General features: G+C 59.7%; 18 protein-coding genes. 9 read left to right on the top strand and 9 right to left on the bottom strand.

Going from position 1 to position 20,953, the window contains the following annotated elements:
• Positions 1 to 2: 2 nt before the first annotated feature.
• The 6 genes from gspG to gbcA form a co-directional block, all read right to left on the bottom strand.
• Positions 3 to 434: a type II secretion system major pseudopilin GspG gene (gene gspG, locus AOA61_RS09555; protein ID WP_032883993.1), complete on the bottom strand. Its 432-nt coding sequence runs from the start codon at positions 432 to 434 to the stop codon at positions 3 to 5.
• 202 nt (positions 435 to 636) lie between these two features.
• Positions 637 to 2,169, bottom strand: coding sequence for a lytic polysaccharide monooxygenase (locus AOA61_RS09550; protein WP_099601662.1), 1,533 nt, complete (start codon positions 2,167 to 2,169; stop codon positions 637 to 639).
• Positions 2,170 to 2,239: 70 nt separating this feature from the next.
• On the bottom strand, positions 2,240 to 2,746 hold the full coding sequence (locus AOA61_RS09545; RefSeq protein ID WP_178075193.1) for a type II secretion system protein: 507 nt from the start codon (positions 2,744 to 2,746) through the stop codon (positions 2,240 to 2,242).
• Positions 2,733 to 3,113 (bottom strand): type II secretion system protein, encoded by a 381-nt coding sequence (locus tag AOA61_RS09540; protein ID WP_032883989.1) that lies wholly within the window; start codon positions 3,111 to 3,113, stop codon positions 2,733 to 2,735. The genes AOA61_RS09545 and AOA61_RS09540 overlap by 14 nt, the downstream gene beginning before the upstream one ends.
• Positions 3,088 to 3,582 (bottom strand): prepilin-type N-terminal cleavage/methylation domain-containing protein, encoded by a 495-nt coding sequence (locus AOA61_RS09535; protein WP_032884512.1) that lies wholly within the window; start codon positions 3,580 to 3,582, stop codon positions 3,088 to 3,090. The genes AOA61_RS09540 and AOA61_RS09535 overlap by 26 nt, the downstream gene beginning before the upstream one ends.
• An 812-nt stretch (positions 3,583 to 4,394) precedes the next feature.
• Complete coding sequence (gene gbcA / locus AOA61_RS09530; RefSeq protein WP_032883986.1) at positions 4,395 to 5,690, bottom strand: glycine-betaine demethylase subunit GbcA; 1,296 nt, start codon at positions 5,688 to 5,690, stop codon at positions 4,395 to 4,397.
• Positions 5,691 to 5,974: 284 nt separating this feature from the next.
• Between gbcA and gbcB the strand changes: the two genes are divergently transcribed.
• The gene (gbcB, locus tag AOA61_RS09520) at positions 5,975 to 7,075 is read left to right on the top strand and encodes a glycine-betaine demethylase subunit GbcB (RefSeq protein WP_032883983.1); all 1,101 of its coding nucleotides are present in this window, start codon (positions 5,975 to 5,977) and stop codon (positions 7,073 to 7,075) included.
• Between the two features lie 1,302 nt (positions 7,076 to 8,377).
• On the opposite strand, the gene AOA61_RS09515 is transcribed toward gbcB, so the two are convergent.
• On the bottom strand, positions 8,378 to 9,418 hold the full coding sequence (locus AOA61_RS09515) for a low specificity L-threonine aldolase (RefSeq protein WP_032883981.1): 1,041 nt from the start codon (positions 9,416 to 9,418) through the stop codon (positions 8,378 to 8,380).
• A gap of 90 nt (positions 9,419 to 9,508) precedes the next feature.
• On the opposite strand from AOA61_RS09515, the gene AOA61_RS09510 reads away from it, so the two are divergent.
• The 8 genes from AOA61_RS09510 to fdhA all read left to right on the top strand — a co-directional run bounded on the left by AOA61_RS09510 (position 9,509) and on the right by fdhA (position 19,518).
• Positions 9,509 to 10,237, top strand: a complete 729-nt coding sequence (locus AOA61_RS09510; RefSeq protein WP_032883979.1) for a TraX family protein — start codon at positions 9,509 to 9,511, stop codon at positions 10,235 to 10,237.
• 238 nt (positions 10,238 to 10,475) lie between these two features.
• Complete coding sequence (gene glyA / locus AOA61_RS09505) at positions 10,476 to 11,729, top strand: serine hydroxymethyltransferase (RefSeq protein ID WP_032883977.1); 1,254 nt, start codon at positions 10,476 to 10,478, stop codon at positions 11,727 to 11,729.
• A 22-nt stretch (positions 11,730 to 11,751) separates the two neighbouring features.
• Positions 11,752 to 13,002 (top strand): sarcosine oxidase subunit beta, encoded by a 1,251-nt coding sequence (locus AOA61_RS09500; RefSeq protein ID WP_010207084.1) that lies wholly within the window; start codon positions 11,752 to 11,754, stop codon positions 13,000 to 13,002.
• A 15-nt stretch (positions 13,003 to 13,017) separates the two neighbouring features.
• Positions 13,018 to 13,320 carry a sarcosine oxidase subunit delta gene (locus AOA61_RS09495; protein ID WP_003194855.1) on the top strand — a complete coding sequence of 101 codons (303 nt, stop codon included), beginning with the start codon at positions 13,018 to 13,020 and terminating at the stop codon, positions 13,318 to 13,320.
• A complete protein-coding gene (locus AOA61_RS09490) occupies positions 13,317 to 16,334 on the top strand; it encodes a sarcosine oxidase subunit alpha (RefSeq protein ID WP_032883975.1) in 3,018 nt (1,005 codons plus the stop codon). The genes AOA61_RS09495 and AOA61_RS09490 overlap by 4 nt, the downstream gene beginning before the upstream one ends.
• Positions 16,335 to 16,463: 129 nt before the next feature.
• Positions 16,464 to 17,096, top strand: coding sequence for a sarcosine oxidase subunit gamma (locus AOA61_RS09485; protein WP_032883974.1), 633 nt, complete (start codon positions 16,464 to 16,466; stop codon positions 17,094 to 17,096).
• A 167-nt stretch (positions 17,097 to 17,263) separates the two neighbouring features.
• Complete coding sequence (gene purU / locus AOA61_RS09480) at positions 17,264 to 18,121, top strand: formyltetrahydrofolate deformylase (protein WP_032883972.1); 858 nt, start codon at positions 17,264 to 17,266, stop codon at positions 18,119 to 18,121.
• A 197-nt stretch (positions 18,122 to 18,318) separates the two neighbouring features.
• Positions 18,319 to 19,518 carry a formaldehyde dehydrogenase, glutathione-independent gene (fdhA, locus tag AOA61_RS09475; protein WP_005792122.1) on the top strand — a complete coding sequence of 400 codons (1,200 nt, stop codon included), beginning with the start codon at positions 18,319 to 18,321 and terminating at the stop codon, positions 19,516 to 19,518.
• A 44-nt stretch (positions 19,519 to 19,562) separates the two neighbouring features.
• Here the strand turns inward: fdhA and AOA61_RS09470 are convergent, their stop codons facing one another.
• Together AOA61_RS09470 and AOA61_RS09465 are read right to left on the bottom strand one after the other, a co-directional pair.
• Complete coding sequence (locus AOA61_RS09470; RefSeq protein ID WP_099601661.1) at positions 19,563 to 19,922, bottom strand: hypothetical protein; 360 nt, start codon at positions 19,920 to 19,922, stop codon at positions 19,563 to 19,565.
• Positions 19,923 to 20,897, bottom strand: coding sequence for a hypothetical protein (locus AOA61_RS09465; protein ID WP_099601660.1), 975 nt, complete (start codon positions 20,895 to 20,897; stop codon positions 19,923 to 19,925).
• Positions 20,898 to 20,953: the final 56 nt, after the last annotated feature.

Raw genomic sequence — 20,953 nt, 5'->3', positions numbered from 1 at the left:
GGTCACAGCCCGTAGACGATGTCGGCGTAGGTGTTCTCACCGCCGGCTTTGCCGTCTCGGCCCAGGCAGATGATCTCTGCGTCGTTGGGCGCAGTGCCGGGGTTCTTGAAAAGGTAAGGGTTGCCCCATGGGTCTGGCGGCAGTGACTTGAGGTACGGCCCCTGCCAATTGTTCGCGTTGGCGGGGCGCGTCGTGAGCGCATTCAGGCCGAGTGTTTCGTCGGGGTAGGTGCCATTGTCCAAGCGGTACTGATGCAAGGCATCGGCAAGGGACTTCATCTGCCCCTGGGCTGTTTGCACCTTGGCCAGTTCCAATCGATCAAACATCTTCGGCCCGACGTAGCTGGCGAGCAGGGCGATGATCAGCAGGACTACCAGCAGCTCAAGCAAGGTGAAACCGCAGGAGCGGGTGCGGAAAAAGGTGCGACTGTACATGGAGATACCCTGTGGGAGTGCCAAGGCACGGCGGTTGTGTAGCCATCTCCCGGCCCGCGTTTGAGCGGGCACCGCCGGTAGTACTGCATCGCTATTCGAATTACACCTCTACAACTGTAGCGTTCGTCGATATAAGGCGCCGTGAGGCGCCCTATAACGTTTGGCTCTTGGGGTTATCGAGTTAATGAATATGCGCGTCGGCTTATTTCATCTCATCCCAAGCCTGGTCCCATGCAGTGCCGGTCCCCGGTGCATAAGCCCATGCCGCGCCCGCACACCAAGCGGTATAAGGATGCGGTTTGCAGCGATAGTTCTTGCCGCGGTTGCTCACGGTGTCCCCGGCTTTGTACGGTGTGCCCTCTACGTAGGCCGGATACTCTCCGCCGCCGCTGTCCGGAGTCACCGTGAAGTCGAACTCCGCCTGGCTGGTCTTGCCGTTTTGCTGGTCGCGCACATTCAGGCGTGCCTTGAACGGGGTCGCCTCTGTGACGGTGTAGGCAGTACCGCTGACGTTGGCGGCGTTCTGCGCCCCGGTCATCCCAGGCACCGCCCATTGGTAGAGCAGTTGCCCGTTGCTACCGGTCGAGCCCGTGCCACTGAAGGTAAATGCCTGTCCGGACTTCAACGAAGTGGGGCCGGTAATACGGGCAACCGGTGGCGCTGGGTTAACAGGCGTTTCCCCACCCGGAATGATGGACATCGCCTTGGAGTAACCCTCGTTCTGGACGAACACTGAGTTGGCGCTTGGGTCGGCTGAGTTGAACGCAATGTCGTTGCCGTGCTTTTCCCCGACTTTGGCGATGCTCGCATTGATCTGACTGGCCAGTTGTTGGCCCCAGATTTTCGCGTCCAGATTGGCCGCCGTGATGGGCAGGGTTATATCGACGACCTCTTGGGCTCGCGGGGTGTTGTCGAGGATGCGGAAGCGCACGGCGTCACCGGGTTTGAGGGCGCCCATGACGGCGTCGATGAACTGGCCAAGCTCGCGCCAGCGCTCCGGAATACCGCCCCCGACGATGTTAATGTCGCTGCAGTTGTAGAACCCTTCCCCGGCCGGATCTATGCGCTGCCATTGCACGAAGAGCGTCGCCTTGCCGGACTGCTGTGCCGGAACCGGTACTGACATTTTGAAGTATCCCGAGGCCGAAATAGCCGGTGGCTTGTTGCCCCAGTTGGTTTGCGCGACCGTGAATTGCTCGGTGTGGATAAGGGTCAAGTCATTCCAGGTCAAGGGCGCGCGGGTCGGGTCAACGCCTGGTTTGGTCAGGAACACCCGCGCAAAACTGGGCACGTGGGGCGCCGTGCCGATGATGCGCACGTCCATTTTGCCGTTTTCGGGCGTCACGTCGGTGCGGTGCCAATCCCATTTCGCCTTCGGCGGCGATTCGTTCCCCACCAGGTTCAGGCCGTCTTTTTCGCTGTCGGCTGCCGAGCACAGTTTGCCGTCCGGCACTTCTCGCTTGACGGTCTCCAGGTCCTCATAACCGGGCGCCCGGATCAAATGCGCGACTTCATTCCATTGTTGACCTGGATACCTCCCACTTATTTCGTCCAGTGCTGCGCACCCCGCGTCACTATTGCTACCTGACCAAAAGTCCGGAAGCATTCTGCAGTGGATCTGTCGTGCGATGGGTGTATCCACGCCGCCATGGGCTATCGCCAGCGCCGGCATCAGAATTGCCAGTGCGAGCACCCAGTTAATCAAGTTCCTTGTGTAGCGCTGTAGGTTATTCATGTTGTAGTCCGCCTCAATTCAGATAGAAAAGTTCCGAACGGCTGGAACGATCAGTGTGTGTGCAAGGGCATCATTGGTTGGGCTGGTCTCCACGGGGAGCGCTGGGGATTGGAGGGTTACTCTGTCCAGGGCCGTACAGAAACACCCACCCTTGATAACTGCCTTGCCCTGTAAAACTCTGATTGATCACCGCAAAGTTGCTTTGCTTGAACGGCGTGCCGCTGGCGTTGCTGAACACGCCCATGATCGTTTCACCCGGCCCCGGGACCACGCCCCAATCGGCGGTGCCGGTCAGCGGGTCGTCATAGACCCGGCGCAGGTAGCGCTTGATGGTCGGTTGGCGGCGGTCCAGCACCAAATCTTCGAGGGACTTGGGGAACGTATTACCGGCGGCGTAGTACAGGCCGATCGCCCGCCGAATCTCATTGCCTCGCGCCAGCAGTTCCAACTCACGCTCGCGCTGCAACACGCTGGACCACAGCGTGCCTGTTTCCATCAACATCACCGCCACCACGGCCACTGTCACCAACATGCCCATGAACACCGAGCCGTCCTGGCTGTGTTTACCAGTCTGCATAGGCGCTCCCGTCGTGGGCGCTGCCGGGCGCACCGCTGCGCACGTCGCCCAGGCCTTGTTCGTCGGAGGGTTGCAGTTGCCAGGTGTCGCGCTTGCCGGTGAGCGGGTCCATGGGGATTTCGCGCAAATAGCGCCGGTCGACCAGGGCTTGCAGGGACTCGGGATTGTTGCCGTGGTCTTCACGGTATTGGTCCAGGGCCTGGCGGATGGAAGACAGGTTATGGCGCAGCACGGTTTCCTGGGCCTTGGCGTGCTGGCGAAAATACTGGGGTGTCACGAGGGTCATGAGGGTGGCGATGATAGCCATCACCACCAGCAACTCGATCAGGGTAAAACCCCGATTACCACTGGCTGTATGACGTTCCATTCAAACTCTCCCGAGTGCTGCGGGACGAAACGTCGAATACATCTTCCCCCTCTTGTGGGTTATCAGCGGTGCTCTTGTAACTGCGCAGTTGCCAGGTTTGCGCGGGCAACAGTTCCGGACACTCGCAGACGGGGTCGCGGGGGATGCGGCGCAGGAAGAAGAGTTTTTTGCCTTTGAGATCGGTCTTGTCCGTGACCCCCTCGACTAATGCTTGGAGGGAGGGTGGATAACCGCTGTCGCTGATACTTTTTTCAATACGTCCGTCGTCGCTGGCTTCTTTGTAGGCGTCGATCCCACGGCGTATTTCCCGCAACGAGCGTTGCAGGTCAAGTTCCCTGTCGCGTTTACCCATCAACGCCGTCAGCGGATAAGCCACTGTCGAAAGCGTGGCCAGTAAGGCCAGCGTCAGTAGTAATTCAATCAGCGTAAAACCTTTGGCGCAGTGATGGCTGGAATGACCCCGCCCTATCACTGATCTATCTCCCTCTATCGCGCCAAGGACTTCTGCATTAACCCAGGCCAATGGATATAACTGCAAAAGTGAGTGTAGATGAACTTTGAATCTGAGTATTTTTTGTACAGTTGGCCGATAAGCGGTGGTTACCCACAATCACTGTGCACGTGCCTGTGGATAAGGTGTTTGTGGTTGTCCACAGAGCTTGTAAATCAAGGCCTACAGCGCGCTGTACGAAAAACAACCAGGCTAAGTGGCGGTTTTTACAGGCGTTTTGATGTGGATAAGGACGCTGCCCATTCTCGACTTGCCCCCAAACTCTGTTGGCGGTTCTGTGGATAAGATGTTCGCTATCAGCTACAGGCCATATAAACAGCGGCTCTCAGTGAGTTGGTTGTATTTTGATCAATTCGGCCTATTTGTTCCGATAAACCGGTAGATGCCCCGGTTTATGAAGGGTTGAGGCGGTTTTCCACAGCGTCGCCAGAGTTGCCCCCAAAGTCTGTTGGCGGATCTGTGGATAAGGTGTTTGCGTACCGCTGTGGGCTTTGTATTACGTGGCTTGCAGGCTATTGATCATAAATTGATCAAAGCAGGGCGAAACCCGTGGAGTTGAATAAGTCACGGATTTTCTTCAGTTAATTTTGGACAAGTAAGCCAGTTGCCCACAATTACTGTGGGTGGCTTTGTGGATAAGTTGTTTGGTAAAGGCTGGAGGGCGCGCTGGCAGAGGCTTGCGAGAGATTTGATCAAATATTGAGCAGTGTGAGGTTCAAGTGCGGGAGGGGGCTTGTCCCCCTCCCACCTTGTTGAGCTGCGGGTATCGATTATTCGTGTGCAGCCACGCCTTTGAGGTAAGGCGCCGGTGCAGCGCCCAGATTGCTCAGCAGGCGCTCGCTGTACCAGTCCACAAAGTTCACCACGCCGAACTCATAGGTCTTGGAGTACGGCCCTGGCTGGTAAGCGGTGGAGTTGATCCCGCGCTGGTTCTCTTCGGCCAAGCGACGGTCCTGGTCGTTGGTGGCGTCCCACACTTGGCGCATGCGCTCCACGTCGTAGTCCACGCCTTCGACGGCGTCCTTGTGCACGATCCACTTGGTGGTGACCATGGTTTCCTGGGCGCTGATTGGCCACACGGTGAACACGATGATGTGATCGCCCATGCAGTGGTTCCAGGAATGCGGCAGGTGCAGGATGCGCATCGAGCCCAGATCGGGGTTTTTGATGCGGCCCATCAGCTTGGCGCAGCCTTGCTTGCCGTCCAGCGTCATCGACACAGTGCCCTTGAGCAGCGGCATGCGCACGATGCGGTTGCGCAGGCCGAAGCTGGCGTGGGCGTAAGGAATTTTTTCCGCGTCCCAAGCGGCTGCGGAGGCGGCCACGTGGTCCTTGAACGCCTGGTCGGCACGCGGGTCGGTGACATCGTCCCATTCCAGCAGGGTCTTGAGCAGTTCCGGGTGCGAGGCGTTGCAGTGGTAGCACTCGCGGTTGTTTTCCAGCACCAGCTTCCAGTTGGCTTTTTCCATCAAGGTGGTTTGCACCGCCACCTTGGTGTTCTCCATGTCGTACGGTTCCATGTAGTGGTTCAGGGTCGACAGGAAGTCATCAATGGCCGGCGGGTTCTCGGCCAGGCTGATGAAGATGTAGCCACCGGCGGTCTTCACGTTCACCGGCTTCAAACCGTACTGCTTCATGTCGAAGTCGGCGCCCATTTCGGTACCGGCAAACAGCAGGCGGCCGTCCAGCTCGTAAGTCCACTGGTGGTAGTGACACACCAGTTTGGCGACCTTGCCCTTGTCACTGGTGCACAGGCGCGAACCACGATGGCGGCAGACGTTGTGGAACGCATGCACCACGCCTTCGGCGCCACGAATCACGATGATCGGGTTCTTGCCGATTTGCAGGGTCAGGTAGTTGCCCTTGGCGGGAATTTCGCAGGTCATGCCAGCGATCAACCACTCTTTCTGGAAAATCTCCTGCATGTCGATATCAAACAGCCGGTCATCAGAGTAGAACGGCTGCGGCAGCGAAAACGTGCGCTCGCGCTCTTGCAGCATTTGCGCGGTGGCCTTGCGTGCGGGTTCCAGCGGATCGCCCAAGCTTAAGGTTGCGGTGACGTCCATCGTGTGTGTCCTCATGGCCATTCTGTGTGGCCGGCGAATAGTGGCTACGGTTGATGCTATGCAAGGCGTAAAGAAAGCGTAGTTGTTGGGTGCGAGTGTGGGGCCGGCGTTGCGACGATCCTTATCCATGGGCGACATGGCCCAATCTGATCCCGACGCGCAACCCCCTGTCGTTGGGGGCTGGTCGCGATAAGTATGTGAATGTCGCAGATAGGTAAATGGGTGGTTCTCGCGTTACGCAGAATCGCCACCATAAAGCCGAATATCGGCAGTGGAGAATCAGCATGTCCAACAGTTTCCTGAATCCAGTAACTACCCAGACCTGGGCCAATGGTCGGCACATCGTCCGTTGCGTCAAAGTCATCCAGGAAACCTGGGACGTGCGCACCTTTTGCTTCATGGCCGACCAGCCGATCCTGTTCTTTTTCAAGCCGGGGCAATTTGTCACCCTGGAGCTGGAAATCGAAGGCCAGCCGATCATGCGCTCGTACACGATTTCGAGCTCGCCCTCGGTGCCTTACAGCTTCTCGGTGACCATCAAGCGTGTGCCGGGCGGCAAGGTGTCCAACTGGCTGCACGACACGCTGCACGAAGGTCAGGAGCTGGCGGTACACGGACCGGTGGGGTTGTTCAACGCCATCGACTTCCCAAGCCCCAAAGTCTTGTACCTCAGCGGCGGTGTGGGGATTACTCCCGTGATGTCCATGGCGCGTTGGTTCTACGACACCAACGCCAATGTCGACATGACCTTTATCCACAGCGCCCGCTCGCCCAAAGACATCATTTACCACCGCGAGCTGGAGCACATGGCGTCGCGGATCGATAACTTCAGCCTGCACCTGATATGTGAGAAGCACGGTCTGGGCGAGCCTTGGGCCGGTTATCGGGGCTACCTGAACCACAAGATGCTCGAACTGATGGTGCCCGACTTCCTGGAGCGCGAAGTGTTCTGCTGCGGCCCGACGCCGTACATGAACGCGGTCAAGCGCCTGCTGGAAGTGGCCGGGTTCGACATGGCGCGCTATCACGAGGAATCCTTCGGTGCTACGCCGCCGGAAGCTCGTGCCGACGCGGTGGAACAAGCCGAACAAGCGGCCGACGCGCCGGAAATCGATTTGGCAGACCTGCATCAGGTGGAATTCATTTCGTCAGGCAAGAGCATCCGCGTGGCGCCGGGCGAGACCGTGCACGCAGCGGCGGCCAAGCTTGGGCTGTTGATCCCGAAAGCTTGCGGCATGGGTATTTGCGGAACGTGCAAGGTGATGAAGCTGGGCGGGGAGGTCGAGATGGACCACAACGGCGGGATCACCGAGGAAGACGAAGCCGACGGTTACATCCTGTCGTGCTGCAGCGTGCCGAAGGGGGATGTGCGTATCGAGTTCTGATTGCTCAAGCAGGCACAACGCAGTCCAAATGTGAGAGGGGGCTTGCTCCCGATAGCAGGGTGTCAGTCACTGCATGTGCAAGCTGACCCACCGCCATCGGGAGCAAGCCCCCTCCCACATTTTTTATGTACATCAGTGAGTCGTTGTCAGGCGCCCATGACTTCGCGGATGTCTGCGGCCAGTTCGCGCACGCTCTTCCTCCAGGCACAACACAGTCCACATGTGGGAGGAGGCTTGCTCCCGATAGCAGAGTGTCAGTCACTGCATGTGCAAGCTGACCCACCGCCATCGGGAGCAAGCCCCCTCTCACATTTTTTATGCACATCAGTGAGTCATTGTCAGGCACCCATGACTTCGCGGATGTCTGCGGCCAGTTCGCGCACGCTCTTCCTGCAGGCACAACACCGTCCAAATGTGGGAGGGGGCTTGCTCCCGATAGCAGAGTGTCAGCCACTGCATGTGCAAGCTGACCCACCGCCATCGGGAGCAAGCCCCCTCCCACATTTTTTTATGTACATCAGTGAGTGATTGTCAGGCACCCATGACTTCGCGGATGTCTGCGGCCAGTTCGCACGCGCTCTTCCTCCAGGCACAACACGGTCCAAATGTGGGAGGGGGCTTGCTCCCGATAGCAGGGTGTCAGTCACTGCATGTGCAAGCTGACCCACCGCCATCGGGAGCAAGCCCCCTCCTACATTTTTTATGCACATCAGTGAGTGATTGTCAGGCGCCCATGACTTCGCGGATGTCTGCGGCCAGTTCGCGCACGCGCTCTTCCTGCAGGCACAACACAGTCCACATGTGGGAGGGGGCTTGCTCCCGATAGCAGAGTGTCGGTCACTGCATGTGCAAGCTGACCCACCGCCATCGGGAGCAAGCCCCCTCCCACATTTTTATGCACATCAGTGAGTGATTGTCAGGCGCCCATGACTTCGCGGATGTCTGCGGCCAGTTCGCGCACGCGCTCTTCCTGCAGGCACAACACAGTCCACATGTGGGAGGGGGCTTGCTCCCGATAGCAGAGTGTCGGTCACTGCATGTGCAAGCTGACCCACCGCCATCGGGAGCAAGCCCCCTCCCACATTTTTATGCACATCAGTGAGTGATTGTCAGGCGCCCATGACTTCGCGGATGTCTGCGGCCAGTTCGCGCACGCGCTCTTCCTGCAGGCACAACACAGTCCACATGTGGGAGGGGGCTTGCTCCCGATAGCAGAGTGTCGGTCACTGCATGTGCAAGCTGACCCACCGCCATCGGGAGCAAGCCCCCTCCCACATTTTTATGCACATCAGTGAGTGATTGTCAGGCGCCCATGACTTCGCGGATGTCTGCGGCCAGTTCGCGCACGCGCTCTTCCTCGGTATCCCACGCGCACATGAATCGCGCGCCGCCTTTACCGATGAAGGTGTAGAAGCGCCAGCCCTTGGCGGTCAACGCGGCAATGGCCGGTTCCGAGAGTTGCAGGAATACGCCGTTGGCCTGTACCGGGAACATCAATTCCACGCCCGGAATATCCGCCACCAGGCTGCTCAGCAGTTGTGCGCAGTGGTTGGCGTGGCGTGCATGTTTGAGCCAGGCGTCGTTTTCCAGCAGCCCCACCCATGGCGCCGACAGGAAGCGCATCTTCGACGCGAGCTGGCCGGCCTGTTTGCAGCGGTAGTCGAAGTCTTCGGCCAGCTTGTGGTTGAAGAACAGGATCGCTTCCCCCACGGCCATGCCGTTCTTGGTGCCGCCAAAGCACAGTACGTCCACACCGGCTTTCCAGGTCAGGTCTGCTGGCGAGCAGCCGAGGAAGGCGCAGGCGTTGGAAAAGCGCGCGCCGTCCATGTGCAGGTTCAGGCCCAGTTCTTTGCAAGTGGCGCTGATGGCGCGGATTTCTTCCGGGGTGTACACGCTGCCGACTTCAGTGGCTTGGGTCAGGGTGACTACGCGCGGTTTGGGGTAATGGATGTCTTGGCGTTTGAGCGCGATCTCGCGGATCGATTCCGGGGTCAGCTTGCCGTTTTCGGTGCGGGCTACGAGCAGTTTGGAGCCGTTGGAGAAAAACTCTGGCGCGCCGCATTCGTCGGTTTCGACGTGGGCCGTTTCCGAGCAAATCACGCTATGGTAGCTCTGGCACAAGGAGGACAGCGCCAGTGAATTGGCGGCGGTGCCGTTGAAGGCGAAGAACACTTCGCAGTCGGTTTCGAACAGGTTGCGGAAACCGTCGGCGGCGCGGTGGGTCCATTCATCATCGCCATACGCGCGCTGATGGCCTTGGTTGGCTTGTTCCATGGCGGCCCAGGCTTCCGGGCAAATGCCCGAATAGTTGTCACTGGCGAATTGTTGGCTCTTGTCGGTCATGGCCCATTCCTGTGGTCGATGTTGGTGCGCACTTTAACCAAGATTGTCGGGCGTACGCACGCTCTGTAAATGCAAAGTCACTGGGGAATTATGCACGGTACTGAAACGATACCTGTCGGACGTGTCCGTGATGGCGCTTTGGATTTGCTCAAGTGGCTGGCGCTGCTGAGCATGGTGCTCGACCACCTGCGTTATGTCGGCTTGAGCCTCGATGGCCTCTACGTACCGGGGCGCTTGGCGTTCCCGTGGTTTTGCCTGGCGATTGCGGCGAACCTGCACCGCGTCGCAAACGCACCGGTGACTGGGCATTGGCGTTACCTGGGCTGGCTGCTGCTGTTCAGTGTGATCAGCGAAGTGCCGTACCGGATGTTTATCGACGATGCCGATACGTTGAATGTGCTGCCGACCTTGGCCTTGGGCTTGCTGGTTGCCCGAGGATGGCAGCAGAAGGCGCTTATTGATCGAGGATTGGCGTTGATCGCCGCCACGATAGCGGCCGTATTTTCATCCCACTTAATGTTCGGTTTCTTTGGTGTATTGCTGCCATTGGCGATGCTGCTGGTGTTTAGTCGGCCTTGGTATTTCAGTGTGTTGCCGGGCCTGGTCTGCGTCGCGGCCAACCAGTGGCAGATCCTGCTCAATAGCGGCACGCCGGTGGCGCTGTTGGGGTTGGCTGCATGCCTGATTGCGCCATTGGCGGGCTTGGTCTTATTGCGACATGCCAATAGCGCCGGGCCCCCGGCCATGCGTCGTTGGGCGTATGTGCTCTATCCCGCGCATTTCCTGCTGCTGCTACTCCTTCGCAAGTTCATCACCTGACCCATTGTGGGAGGGGGCTTGCTCCCGATAGCGGTGGATCAGCTTGCACATGCTGTGGCTGACACACCGCTATCGGGAGCAAGCCCCCTCCCACATTTGTTCTGTGTTGTTCCGGCAATGTCGTAAACGCACCTTTGCGTGGCGTCCGTAGGCATTTGGCCTGTCTGCGCCAGCCCTACCATCGCATCAAAGGGCCCTGCGACGGGCCTCAACAATACGAAAGGCTGGGAGAGACGCGATGTTCAGCAAACAAGACCAGATCCAGGGATATGACGACGCACTGCTGGCGGCCATGAATGCCGAAGAGCAGCGTCAGGAAGATCATATCGAGCTGATCGCGTCGGAGAACTACACCAGCAAGCGTGTGATGGAAGCTCAAGGCAGCGGCCTCACCAACAAATACGCCGAAGGCTACCCAGGCAAGCGCTACTACGGCGGCTGCGAGCACGTGGACAAGGTTGAAGCCCTGGCCATCGAGCGCGCCAAGCAACTGTTCGGCGCCGATTACGCCAACGTGCAGCCACACTCCGGTTCGTCTGCCAACAGCGCTGTGTACCTGGCGTTGATCAATGCCGGCGACACCATCCTGGGCATGAGCCTGGCCCACGGCGGTCACCTGACCCACGGCGCCAAAGTGTCGTCCTCGGGCAAGCTCTACAACGCGGTGCAGTACGGCATCAACACGGATACCGGCTTGATCGACTACGACGAAGTCGAGCGCCTGGCCGTCGAGCACAAGCCGAAAATGGTGGTGGCCGGTTTCTCTGCCTACTCCAAGACCCTGGATTTCCCACGCTTTCGCGCCATCGCTGACAAAGTCGGCGCGCTGCTGTTCGTCGACATGGCCCACGTCGCCGGCCTGGTTGCCGCCGGCCTGTACCCGAACCCGCTGCCCTACGCAGACGTGGTCACCACCACTACCCACAAGACCCTGCGCGGTCCACGTGGCGGTTTGATCCTGGCCAAGGCCAACGAAGAAATTGAAAAGAAACTCAACGCCGCCGTGTTCCCTGGCGCCCAGGGCGGCCCGCTGATGCATGTGATCGCCGGCAAGGCCGTGTGCTTCAAGGAAGCCCAGGAGCCAGGCTTCAAGGTCTACCAGCAGCAGGTGATCGACAACGCCCAGGCCATGGCCGGCGTGTTTATCAAACGCGGCTACGATGTAGTGTCCGGCGGCACCGATAACCACTTGTTCCTGGTCAGCCTGATCCGTCAGGGCCTCACCGGCAAAGAGGCGGATGCCGCCCTCGGTCGCGCCCACATCACCGTCAACAAAAACGCCGTGCCGAATGACCCGCAGTCGCCGTTCGTGACCTCGGGCCTTCGCATCGGCACCCCGGCGGTGACCACGCGCGGTTTCAAAGTGGCGCAGTGTGTTGAGTTGGCCGGCTGGATCTGCGACATCCTCGACAACCTCGGCGATGCCGACGTCGAGGCCAACGTGGCCAAGCACGTGTCTGCCCTGTGCGCTGATTTCCCGGTTTATCGCTGAGCGCGGTTTTGGAGTAATGACTATGCAACGCTACTCGGGCTTCGGCCTCTTCAAGCACTCCCTCAGCCACCACGAAAACTGGCAGAAGATGTGGCGCACGCCGACCCCGAAAAAGGTCTACGACGTGGTTATCGTCGGCGGCGGCGGGCATGGTCTGGCGACCGCCTACTACTTGGCGAAAGAGCACGGCATCACCAACGTGGCCGTGGTCGAGAAAGGTTGGTTGGGCGGTGGTAACACCGCGCGCAACACCACCATCGTGCGTTCCAACTACCTGTGGGATGAGTCGGCGCACCTGTACGAACACGCGATGAAACTGTGGGAAGGCCTGTCCCAGGACCTGAACTACAACGTGATGTTCTCTCAGCGTGGCGTCTACAACCTGTGCCACACCCTGCAGGACATCCGTGATTCCGAGCGCCGAGTGAGCGCCAACCGCCTCAACGGCGTGGACGGCGAACTGCTCAATGCCAAGCAAGTGGCCGACGAGATTCCGTACCTGGATTGCTCCAAGAACACCCGCTACCCGGTGCTTGGCGCCACCGTGCAACGTCGCGGCGGCGTGGCCCGTCACGATGCCGTGGCCTGGGGCTTTGCCCGCGCCGCTGACGCACTCGGCGTGGACCTGATCCAGCAGACCGAAGTGATCGGTTTCCGCAAGGAAAACGGCGTGTGCATCGGTGTGGAAACCAACAAGGGTTTTATCGGCGCCAAGCGCGTCGGTGTGGTGACGGCGGGTAACTCCGGCCACATGGCTTCGCTCGCGGGTTTCCGCCTGCCGATCGAATCCCACCCGCTGCAAGCGTTGGTGTCGGAGCCGATCAAGCCGATTATCGACAGCGTGATCATGTCCAACGCCGTGCACGGTTACATCAGCCAGTCCGACAAGGGCGACCTGGTGATCGGCGCCGGTATCGACGGCTACAACGGCTACGGCCAGCGCGGCTCGTACCCGGTGATCGAACACACCATCCAGGCCATCGTCGAGATGTTCCCGGTGCTGTCGCGCGTGCGCATGAACCGTCAGTGGGGCGGCATCGTCGACACCACGCCGGACGCCTGCCCGATCATCTCCAAGACCCCAGTGCCGAACATGTTCTTCAACTGCGGTTGGGGCACCGGTGGCTTCAAGGCTACGCCGGGCTCAGGCAACGTGTTTGCCGCGAGTCTCGCCAAGGGTGAAATGCACCCATTGGCTGCACCTTTCTCCATCGACCGTTTCCACAACGGTGCGTTGATCGACGAACACGGCGCTGCGGCCGTCGCCCACTAACAGGAGAAATTTCCTATGTTGCATATCTTCTGTCCTCACTGTGGCGAACTGCGCTCCGAAGAGGAATTCCACGCGTCCGGCCAAGCGCACATCCCGCGCCCGCTGGACCCGAATGCCTGCACCGACGAGCAGTGGGGCGACTACATGTTCTTCCGCGACAACCCGCGCGGCCTGCATCACGAACTGTGGATCCATGCCGCCGGTTGCCGCCAATATTTCAACGCGACCCGCGACACCGTGACCTACGAAATTCTTGAAACCTACAAGATCGGTGAGAAGCCGCAATTCACCGCCAAGGCCTCTGGAGAGAAGGTATGAGCCAGATCAATCGCCTGTCCAACGGTGGCCGGATCGACCGGAATAAAGTCCTGACCTTCAGCTTCAACGGCCAGAGCTACAAAGGCTTTGAAGGCGATACCCTGGCCGCTGCATTGCTGGCCAACGGCGTCGACATCATTGGCCGCAGCTTCAAGTACTCGCGTCCACGGGGCATCTTTGCTGCGGGCGCTGAAGAGCCAAACGCGGTGCTGCAGATCGGCGCCACCGAAGCCACGCAAATCCCTAACGTGCGCGCCACGCAACAGGCGCTGTACCAAGGCCTGGTCGCCACCAGCACCAACGGCTGGCCGAGCGTCAACAACGACATGATGGGCATTCTCGGCAAGGTCGGCGGCAAGCTGATGCCGCCGGGTTTCTACTACAAAACCTTCATGTACCCGCAATCGTTCTGGATGACCTACGAGAAGTACATCCGTAAGGCCGCAGGGCTGGGTCGCTCGCCGACCGAGAACGACCCGGACACCTACGACAACTTCAACCGTCACTGCGACGTGCTGGTGGTCGGCGCAGGCCCCGCCGGCCTCGCTGCTGCACTGGCTGCTGCGCGCAGCGGTGCCCGCGTGATCATCGCCGATGAGCAGGAAGAGTTCGGCGGTTCGCTGCTCGATTCCCGCGAAAGCCTCGACGGCAAGCCGGCCACTGAATGGGTCGCGAGTGTCATTGCCGAACTGAAATCCCTGCCGGACGTGGTGCTGCTGCCCCGCGCCACCGTCAACGGCTACCACGACCATAACTTCCTGACCATTCACGAGCGCCTCACCGATCACTTGGGTGACCGTGCGCCGATTGGTGTGGTGCGCCAGCGCATCCACCGCGTGCGTGCCAAGCGTGTGGTCCTGGCGACCGGTGCTTGCGAGCGTCCGCTGGTGTACGGCAACAACGACGTGCCGGGCAATATGCTCGCGGGTGCGGTTTCCACCTACGTGCGTCGCTATGGCGTAGCGCCGGGTAAAAAGCTGGTGCTGTCGACCAACAACGACCACGCTTACCGCGTTGCGCTGGACTGGCTCGATGCCGGTCTGCAAGTGGTGGCGGTGGCTGATGTGCGCCACAACCCACGCGGCGCGCTGGTTGAAGAAGCTCGCGCCAAAGGTATTCGTATCCTCACCGGCAGCGCCGTGATCGAGGCTCGTGGCACCAAGCGCGTGACCGCTGCGCGTATCGCCGCGATCGACGTCAAGGCGCATAAAGTCACCAGCCCCGGCGAGTGGCTGGACTGCGACCTGGTGGCCAGCTCCGGCGGCTACAGCCCGGTGGTCCACTTGGCCTCGCACCTGGGTGGCAAGCCGACCTGGCGCGAAGACATCCTCGGTTTTGTACCGGGCGAAGCACCGCAGAAACGTGTGTGCGTCGGTGGCATCAATGGCGTCTACGGCCTTGGCGATTCCCTGGCGGATGGTTTTGAAGGCGGCGTACGCGCGGCCAGCGAAGCCGGTTTTGCCCCGGTGGAAGGTACGCTGCCAAAAGCCTTGAGCCGTCTGGAAGAGCCAACCCTGGCGCTGTTCCAAGTGCCTCACGAGAAAGCTACCGCACGGGCGCCGAAGCAATTTGTCGACCTGCAGAACGACGTCACCGCCGCCGCCATCGAACTCGCCACCCGCGAAGGTTTCGAGTCGGTGGAACACGTCAAACGCTACACCGCGTTGGGCTTCGGCACCGACCAGGGCAAGCTCGGCAACGTCAACGGCCTGGCGATTGCCGCGCGCTCGCTGAACGTGACCATCCCGCAGATGGGCACCACGATGTTCCGCCCCAACTACACGCCGGTGACCTTCGGCGCGGTAGCGGGCCGGCACTGTGGGCACATCTTCGAACCCGTGCGCTACACCGCGCTGCAAGCCTGGCACGTGAAAAACGGCGCCGAGTTTGAAGACGTCGGTCAGTGGAAACGCCCGTGGTACTTCCCGCGTAACGGTGAAGACCTGCACGCCGCGGTGAAACGCGAATGCCTGGCCGTGCGCGACAGCGTCGGCCTGCTGGATGCGTCCACCCTCGGCAAGATCGACATCCAGGGCCCGGATGCGCGCGAGTTCCTCAACCGCATCTACAGCAACGCCTGGACCAAGCTCGATGTGGGCAAGGCGCGTTACGGCCTGATGTGCAAGGAAGACGGCATGGTCTTCGACGACGGCGTCACCGCCTGCCTCGCCGACAACCACTTCCTGATGACCACCACCACCGGCGGCGCCGCCCGTGTGCTGCAGTGGCTGGAAATCTACCAACAGACCGAATGGCCGGACCTCAAGGTGTACTTCACTTCGGTCACCGACCATTGGGCGACCATGACCCTGTCCGGTCCTAACAGCCGCAAGCTGCTGGCCGAAGTCACCGACATCGACCTGGACAAGGACGGTTTCCCGTTCATGACTTGGAAAGAAGGCCTGGTGGGCGGTGTGCCGGCGCGGGTGTTCCGTATCTCGTTTACCGGTGAGCTGTCGTACGAAGTCAACGTGCAGGCCGACTACGCCATGGGCGTGCTGGAACAGATCGTCGCGGCCGGCAAGAAGTACAACCTGACCCCGTACGGCACCGAAACCATGCACGTACTGCGGGCCGAGAAGGGCTTCATCATCGTCGGCCAGGACACCGACGGCTCGATGACCCCGGACGACCTGAACATGGGCTGGTGCGTTGGCCGCACCAAACCGTTCTCGTGGATCGGCTGGCGTGGGATGAACCGTGAAGACTGCGTGCGCGAAGAGCGTAAGCAACTGGTGGGCTTGAAACCGATCGACCCGACTGTGTGGCTGCCGGAAGGCGCGCAACTGGTGTTCGATCCGAAGCAGTCGATCCCGATGAAGATGGTCGGCCACGTCACCTCAAGTTATGCGCATAACTCCCTGGGCTATTCGTTTGCCATGGGCGTGGTGAAGGGCGGCTTGAAGCGCATCGGCGAGCGGGTGTTCTCACCCCAGGCGGATGGCAGCGTGATCGAGGCGGAGATTGTGTCTTCGGTGTTCTTTGATCCTAAGGGTGATCGGCAGAACATCTGATAGACCGCGGCGCGGCCATCGGGAGCAAGCCTCCTCCCACATTTTGATGGGTGAATACTTTCAAATGTGGGAGGGGGCTTGCCCCCGATGAGGCCAGAACAGTCACCCCAGAATTCAGATAGGTGCTTTATGACAGCAGCCAATGTTTACCAACAACGCCCCACCTCCGGCGCCAAGGCCGAGTCGTCGCTGCACCATGCCGACCTCGCCAGCCTGGTCGGTAAGGGCCGCAAGAACGCCGGCGTGACCGTGCGTGAAAAGAAACTCCTCGGCCACCTGACCCTTCGTGGTGACGGCCATGACGCAGCCTTCGCCGCCGGCGTGCACAAGGCCCTGGGCATCGAACTGCCCGGCGCCCTGCAGGTCATTGTCAAAGGCGAAACCAGCCTGCAATGGCTCGGCCCGGATGAGTGGTTGCTGATCGTGCCAAGCGGTGAGGAATTCGCCGCCGAACAAAACCTGCGCGCCGCTCTGGGTGATTTGCATATCCAGGTCGTCAACGTCAGCGGCGGTCAGCAGATCCTCGAACTGAGCGGCCCGAACGTGCGTGATGTGCTGATGAAATCCACCAGCTACGACGTGCACCCCAACAACTTCCCGGTGGGCAAGGCAGTGGGCACGGTGTTCGCCAAGTCGCAATTGGTGATCCGCCACACGGCTGAAGACACCTGGGAACTGGTGATTCGTCGCAGCTTCTCGGATTACTGGTGGTTGTGGCTGCAGGACGCCTCGGCCGAATTCGGCCTGAGCGTTCAAGCCTGATCGAGTGGGCGCTTTTGTGGCGAGGGGGCTTGCCCCCCGTTGGAGCGCGCAGCGGTCCCACTAAGGTCAGCGCATTTTTTCTGCAATAACCGAGTGGCGGGTTTTGGAGCTGCTTCGCAGCTCAACGGGGACAAGCCCCCTCGCCACAAGGGCCTGAGGATTCCAGTATGAGCCGCGCACCCGATACATGGATTTTGACCGCCGACTGCCCCAGCGTGCTCGGCACGGTGGACGCGGTCACCCGCTATCTGTTCGAACAGGGCTGCTACGTCACCGAGCACCATTCGTTCGATGACCGTCTCTCGGGTCGGTTTTTTATTCGCGTCGAATTCCGCCAGCCGGACGGCTTCGACGAGCAGGCTTTCCGCGATGGCCTGGCCACGCGCGGTGAAGCCTTTGGCATGATCTTCGAGCTGACGGCGCCGAACTACCGGCCAAAAGTGGTGATCATGGTCTCCAAGGCCGATCACTGCCTAAACGACCTGCTGTACCGCCAGCGTATCGGTCAGCTGTCTATGGATGTGGTCGCAGTGGTGTCCAACCATCCCGATCTCAAACCTTTGGCCGACTGGCATCAAATTCCCTACTACCATTTCCCCCTCGACCCCAACGACAAACCGTCCCAGGAGCGTCAGGTGTGGCAGGTGATTGAAGAGACGGGCGCCGAATTGGTGATTCTTGCGCGCTACATGCAAGTGCTGTCGCCGGAGCTGTGCCGCAAGCTGGACGGCAAGGCCATCAATATCCACCACTCGTTGCTGCCGGGGTTCAAGGGCGCCAAGCCTTATCACCAGGCGTACAACAAGGGCGTGAAACTCGTCGGCGCTACGGCGCATTACATCAACAACGATCTGGACGAAGGTCCGATCATCGCCCAAGGCGTGGAGGTGGTGGATCACAGCCACTATCCCGAGGATTTGATTGCCAAGGGGCGGGACATCGAAGGGCTGACATTGGCTCGGGCGGTGGGGTATCACATTGAGCGGCGGGTGTTCTTGAATGCCAATCGGACGGTGGTGCTCTGACTGCCGCCATCGGGAGCAAGCCCCCTCCCACATTCGACCGCATTCCAAAGGTAGAACTCGGTCAACTGTGGGAGGGGGCTTGCCCCCGATGAGGCCCTCACAAACAACGCAATAACAGCATCTGTACCCGAGCACTTAAACGCGCTGCCCACCCAACGGGCAACGCAGTTCCATAAAAACAACAGCGAGGTGAAAGCATGTCTGGTAATCGTGGTGTCGTGTATCTCGGCAACGGCAAGGTCGAAGTACAGAAAATCGACTATCCCAAAATGCAGGACCCCCGTGGCAGGAAGATTGAACACGGCGTCATCCTGCGCGTGGTCTCCACCAACATCTGCGGCTCCGACCAACACATGGTGCGCGGCCGCACCACCGCCCAGACCGGCCTGGTGCTCGGTCACGAGATCACCGGTGAAGTGATCGAGAAGGGCAGCGACGTCGAAAACCTGAAGATCGGCGACCTGGTTTCCGTCCCCTTCAACGTCGCCTGCGGCCGCTGCCGCTCCTGCAAAGAACAGCACACCGGCGTGTGCCTGACCGTCAACCCGGCCCGTGCCGGTGGTGCTTATGGCTACGTCGACATGGGCGACTGGACCGGTGGCCAGGCCGAATACGTGCTGGTGCCGTACGCCGACTTCAACCTGCTGAAACTGCCCGACCGTGACAAGGCCATGGAGAAAATCCGTGACCTGACCTGCCTCTCCGACATTCTGCCGACCGGCTACCACGGCGCGGTGACTGCTGGCGTTGGCCCTGGCAGCACCGTCTACATCGCCGGCGCCGGTCCCGTCGGCCTGGCAGCTGCTGCGTCTGCACGCCTGCTGGGCGCGGCGGTGGTGATCATCGGCGACGTCAACTCCATCCGCCTGGCCCACGCCAAGGCCCAGGGTTTTGAAATCGTCGACCTCTCCACCGACACCCCATTGCACGAACAAATCGCCGCGCTCCTCGGCGAGCCCGAAGTGGACTGCGCGGTTGACTGCGTAGGCTTTGAAGCACGCGGTCACGGTCACGACGGCGTCAAGGCCGAAGCCCCGGCCACGGTGCTCAACTCACTGATGGGCGTGGTGCGTGTGGCGGGCAAGATCGGTATCCCCGGCCTGTACGTCACCGAAGATCCAGGTGCTGTGGATGCCGCGGCGAAGATGGGCAGCCTGAGCATCCGCTTCGGCCTGGGCTGGGCCAAATCCCACAGCTTCCACACTGGGCAAACGCCAGTAATGAAGTACAACCGCCAACTGATGCAGGCGATCATGTGGGACCGTATCAACATTGCCGAAATCGTCGGTGTGCAGGTGATCAGCCTGGATGACGCACCACGTGGGTATGGCGAGTTCGATGCGGGCGTGCCGAAGAAGTTCGTGATTGATCCGCATAAGTTGTTTAGTGCGGCGTAGTTGATAGATAAGGGCGACTTAGAGTCGCCCTTGTTTTGTGGAGATCAAGCTTTTATTAACAGCCAACTGATAAACATCGTCAGGGCTGATAGATGGGTAATGAGTGCGGGTATAACCATCCAGCATCTGAGGCGTCTTGGGATCTTTTCAATATCCTCCGTGACTATCAGGTTTCTCCATTGAAATAATTTTGGCAGAAGAATAACCGTGGCCACGACATATAGGCGCACGTGTCTCCCCTCAAAGGGCAAACGGCGCAGAGTATGTTGCGTCCCCACGATGTATGTGCTGCGTTGCAGATAATGTTCCGCTGCGTCGAGCTTATCGAACATGACATAAAAGTTGAGTGGGAGGCTGAGTAGCATGATGGCTCCTGACAACATACCGATAAATGTCGGATCCATTTAGCCTCCCCAAGTTTTGTAGAGAAAGGTGCCCGCTTCTTTACCTACGTCGCTCGCGGCGGAGCCTAGGGCAAACCCTCCTGCAGCGCCTCCTACGATTGCGCAGGCCAGGGCCCCGGCGCCCGCTGTAGGTATGCCAAAAACAAGCATGCAGGCACCGATCCCGATAGCCGCACCAATGTTTCCTCCTGCGTATGCACCGCCAACGGCAAACACCAATTTGCCTCCTTCAACGTACTTCGCTTGAGTACACTCTTGCTCACGCCCGGTGGAGCATGCCTCCGCTATCTCCAGCGTAGTCGCTCCAATATCCAGAGCGATCCCAATATAAGTGCCTTTTTTCAACATTTCTGAGGCCTTGGCTACTCGCTTTACAGTCTCCTCATACCCCCGAATCTCCCCATGATGCCAATAACTCTTAGTGGAAATCCCTAGCATCTTTTTAATCGAACCTTCGTTTTTCAGGCCCGTCCCCAACCGTGCCAACCCTGACAGTTGACCATCCAGCCTCGCAAACAACGCCCTACGCTTAGCCAGAAATTCATTTCTCGCACTCACGGTACCGTTCCTCAGGTACTGCTTATGCAATTCATCGATTTCCTTGAGCGTCTGCTCGATCTGCGTCAGGTGATTGATCCAAGCACCGCTCACACTGCCGATGCCCAAAGACGCATGGGACATGATGGTCTGCAATTGATCGTAGTTTTTGATCATAAATTGATCCGCGGCGGAGTGTGCCAACAGCGCATGCTTGATGTTGGCTGCCGATCGCATCAGTCGGGCTTCTTCAGCGGTACAGGAAGCTGTTCGGCTGTCCCCGATAATGACCAAATGTCCAGGCAGTACTACGGTGTTGCGAATGTGTTGGTTGAGGATGTCGAACTTGATTTGGGTATTTGGGGTGAGAGAAAGGCTCAGTTTGAGCAACGGATAAGGCTGCGGCCGCTCATTGATAAATGCGTAAGGTCCCTGCATCGCGTACACCTCCAAGACTGAGGTGCAGGACTATAAGAAGGCGCCATAAGGGATGT

This window comes from Pseudomonas sp. 2995-1 (genome assembly GCF_002742505.1).
Classification (GTDB): domain Bacteria; phylum Pseudomonadota; class Gammaproteobacteria; order Pseudomonadales; family Pseudomonadaceae; genus Aquipseudomonas; species Aquipseudomonas sivasensis.
Note: the sequence above shows the minus strand (reverse complement) of the source record. Positions and strands in the feature narration are given on the sequence as shown.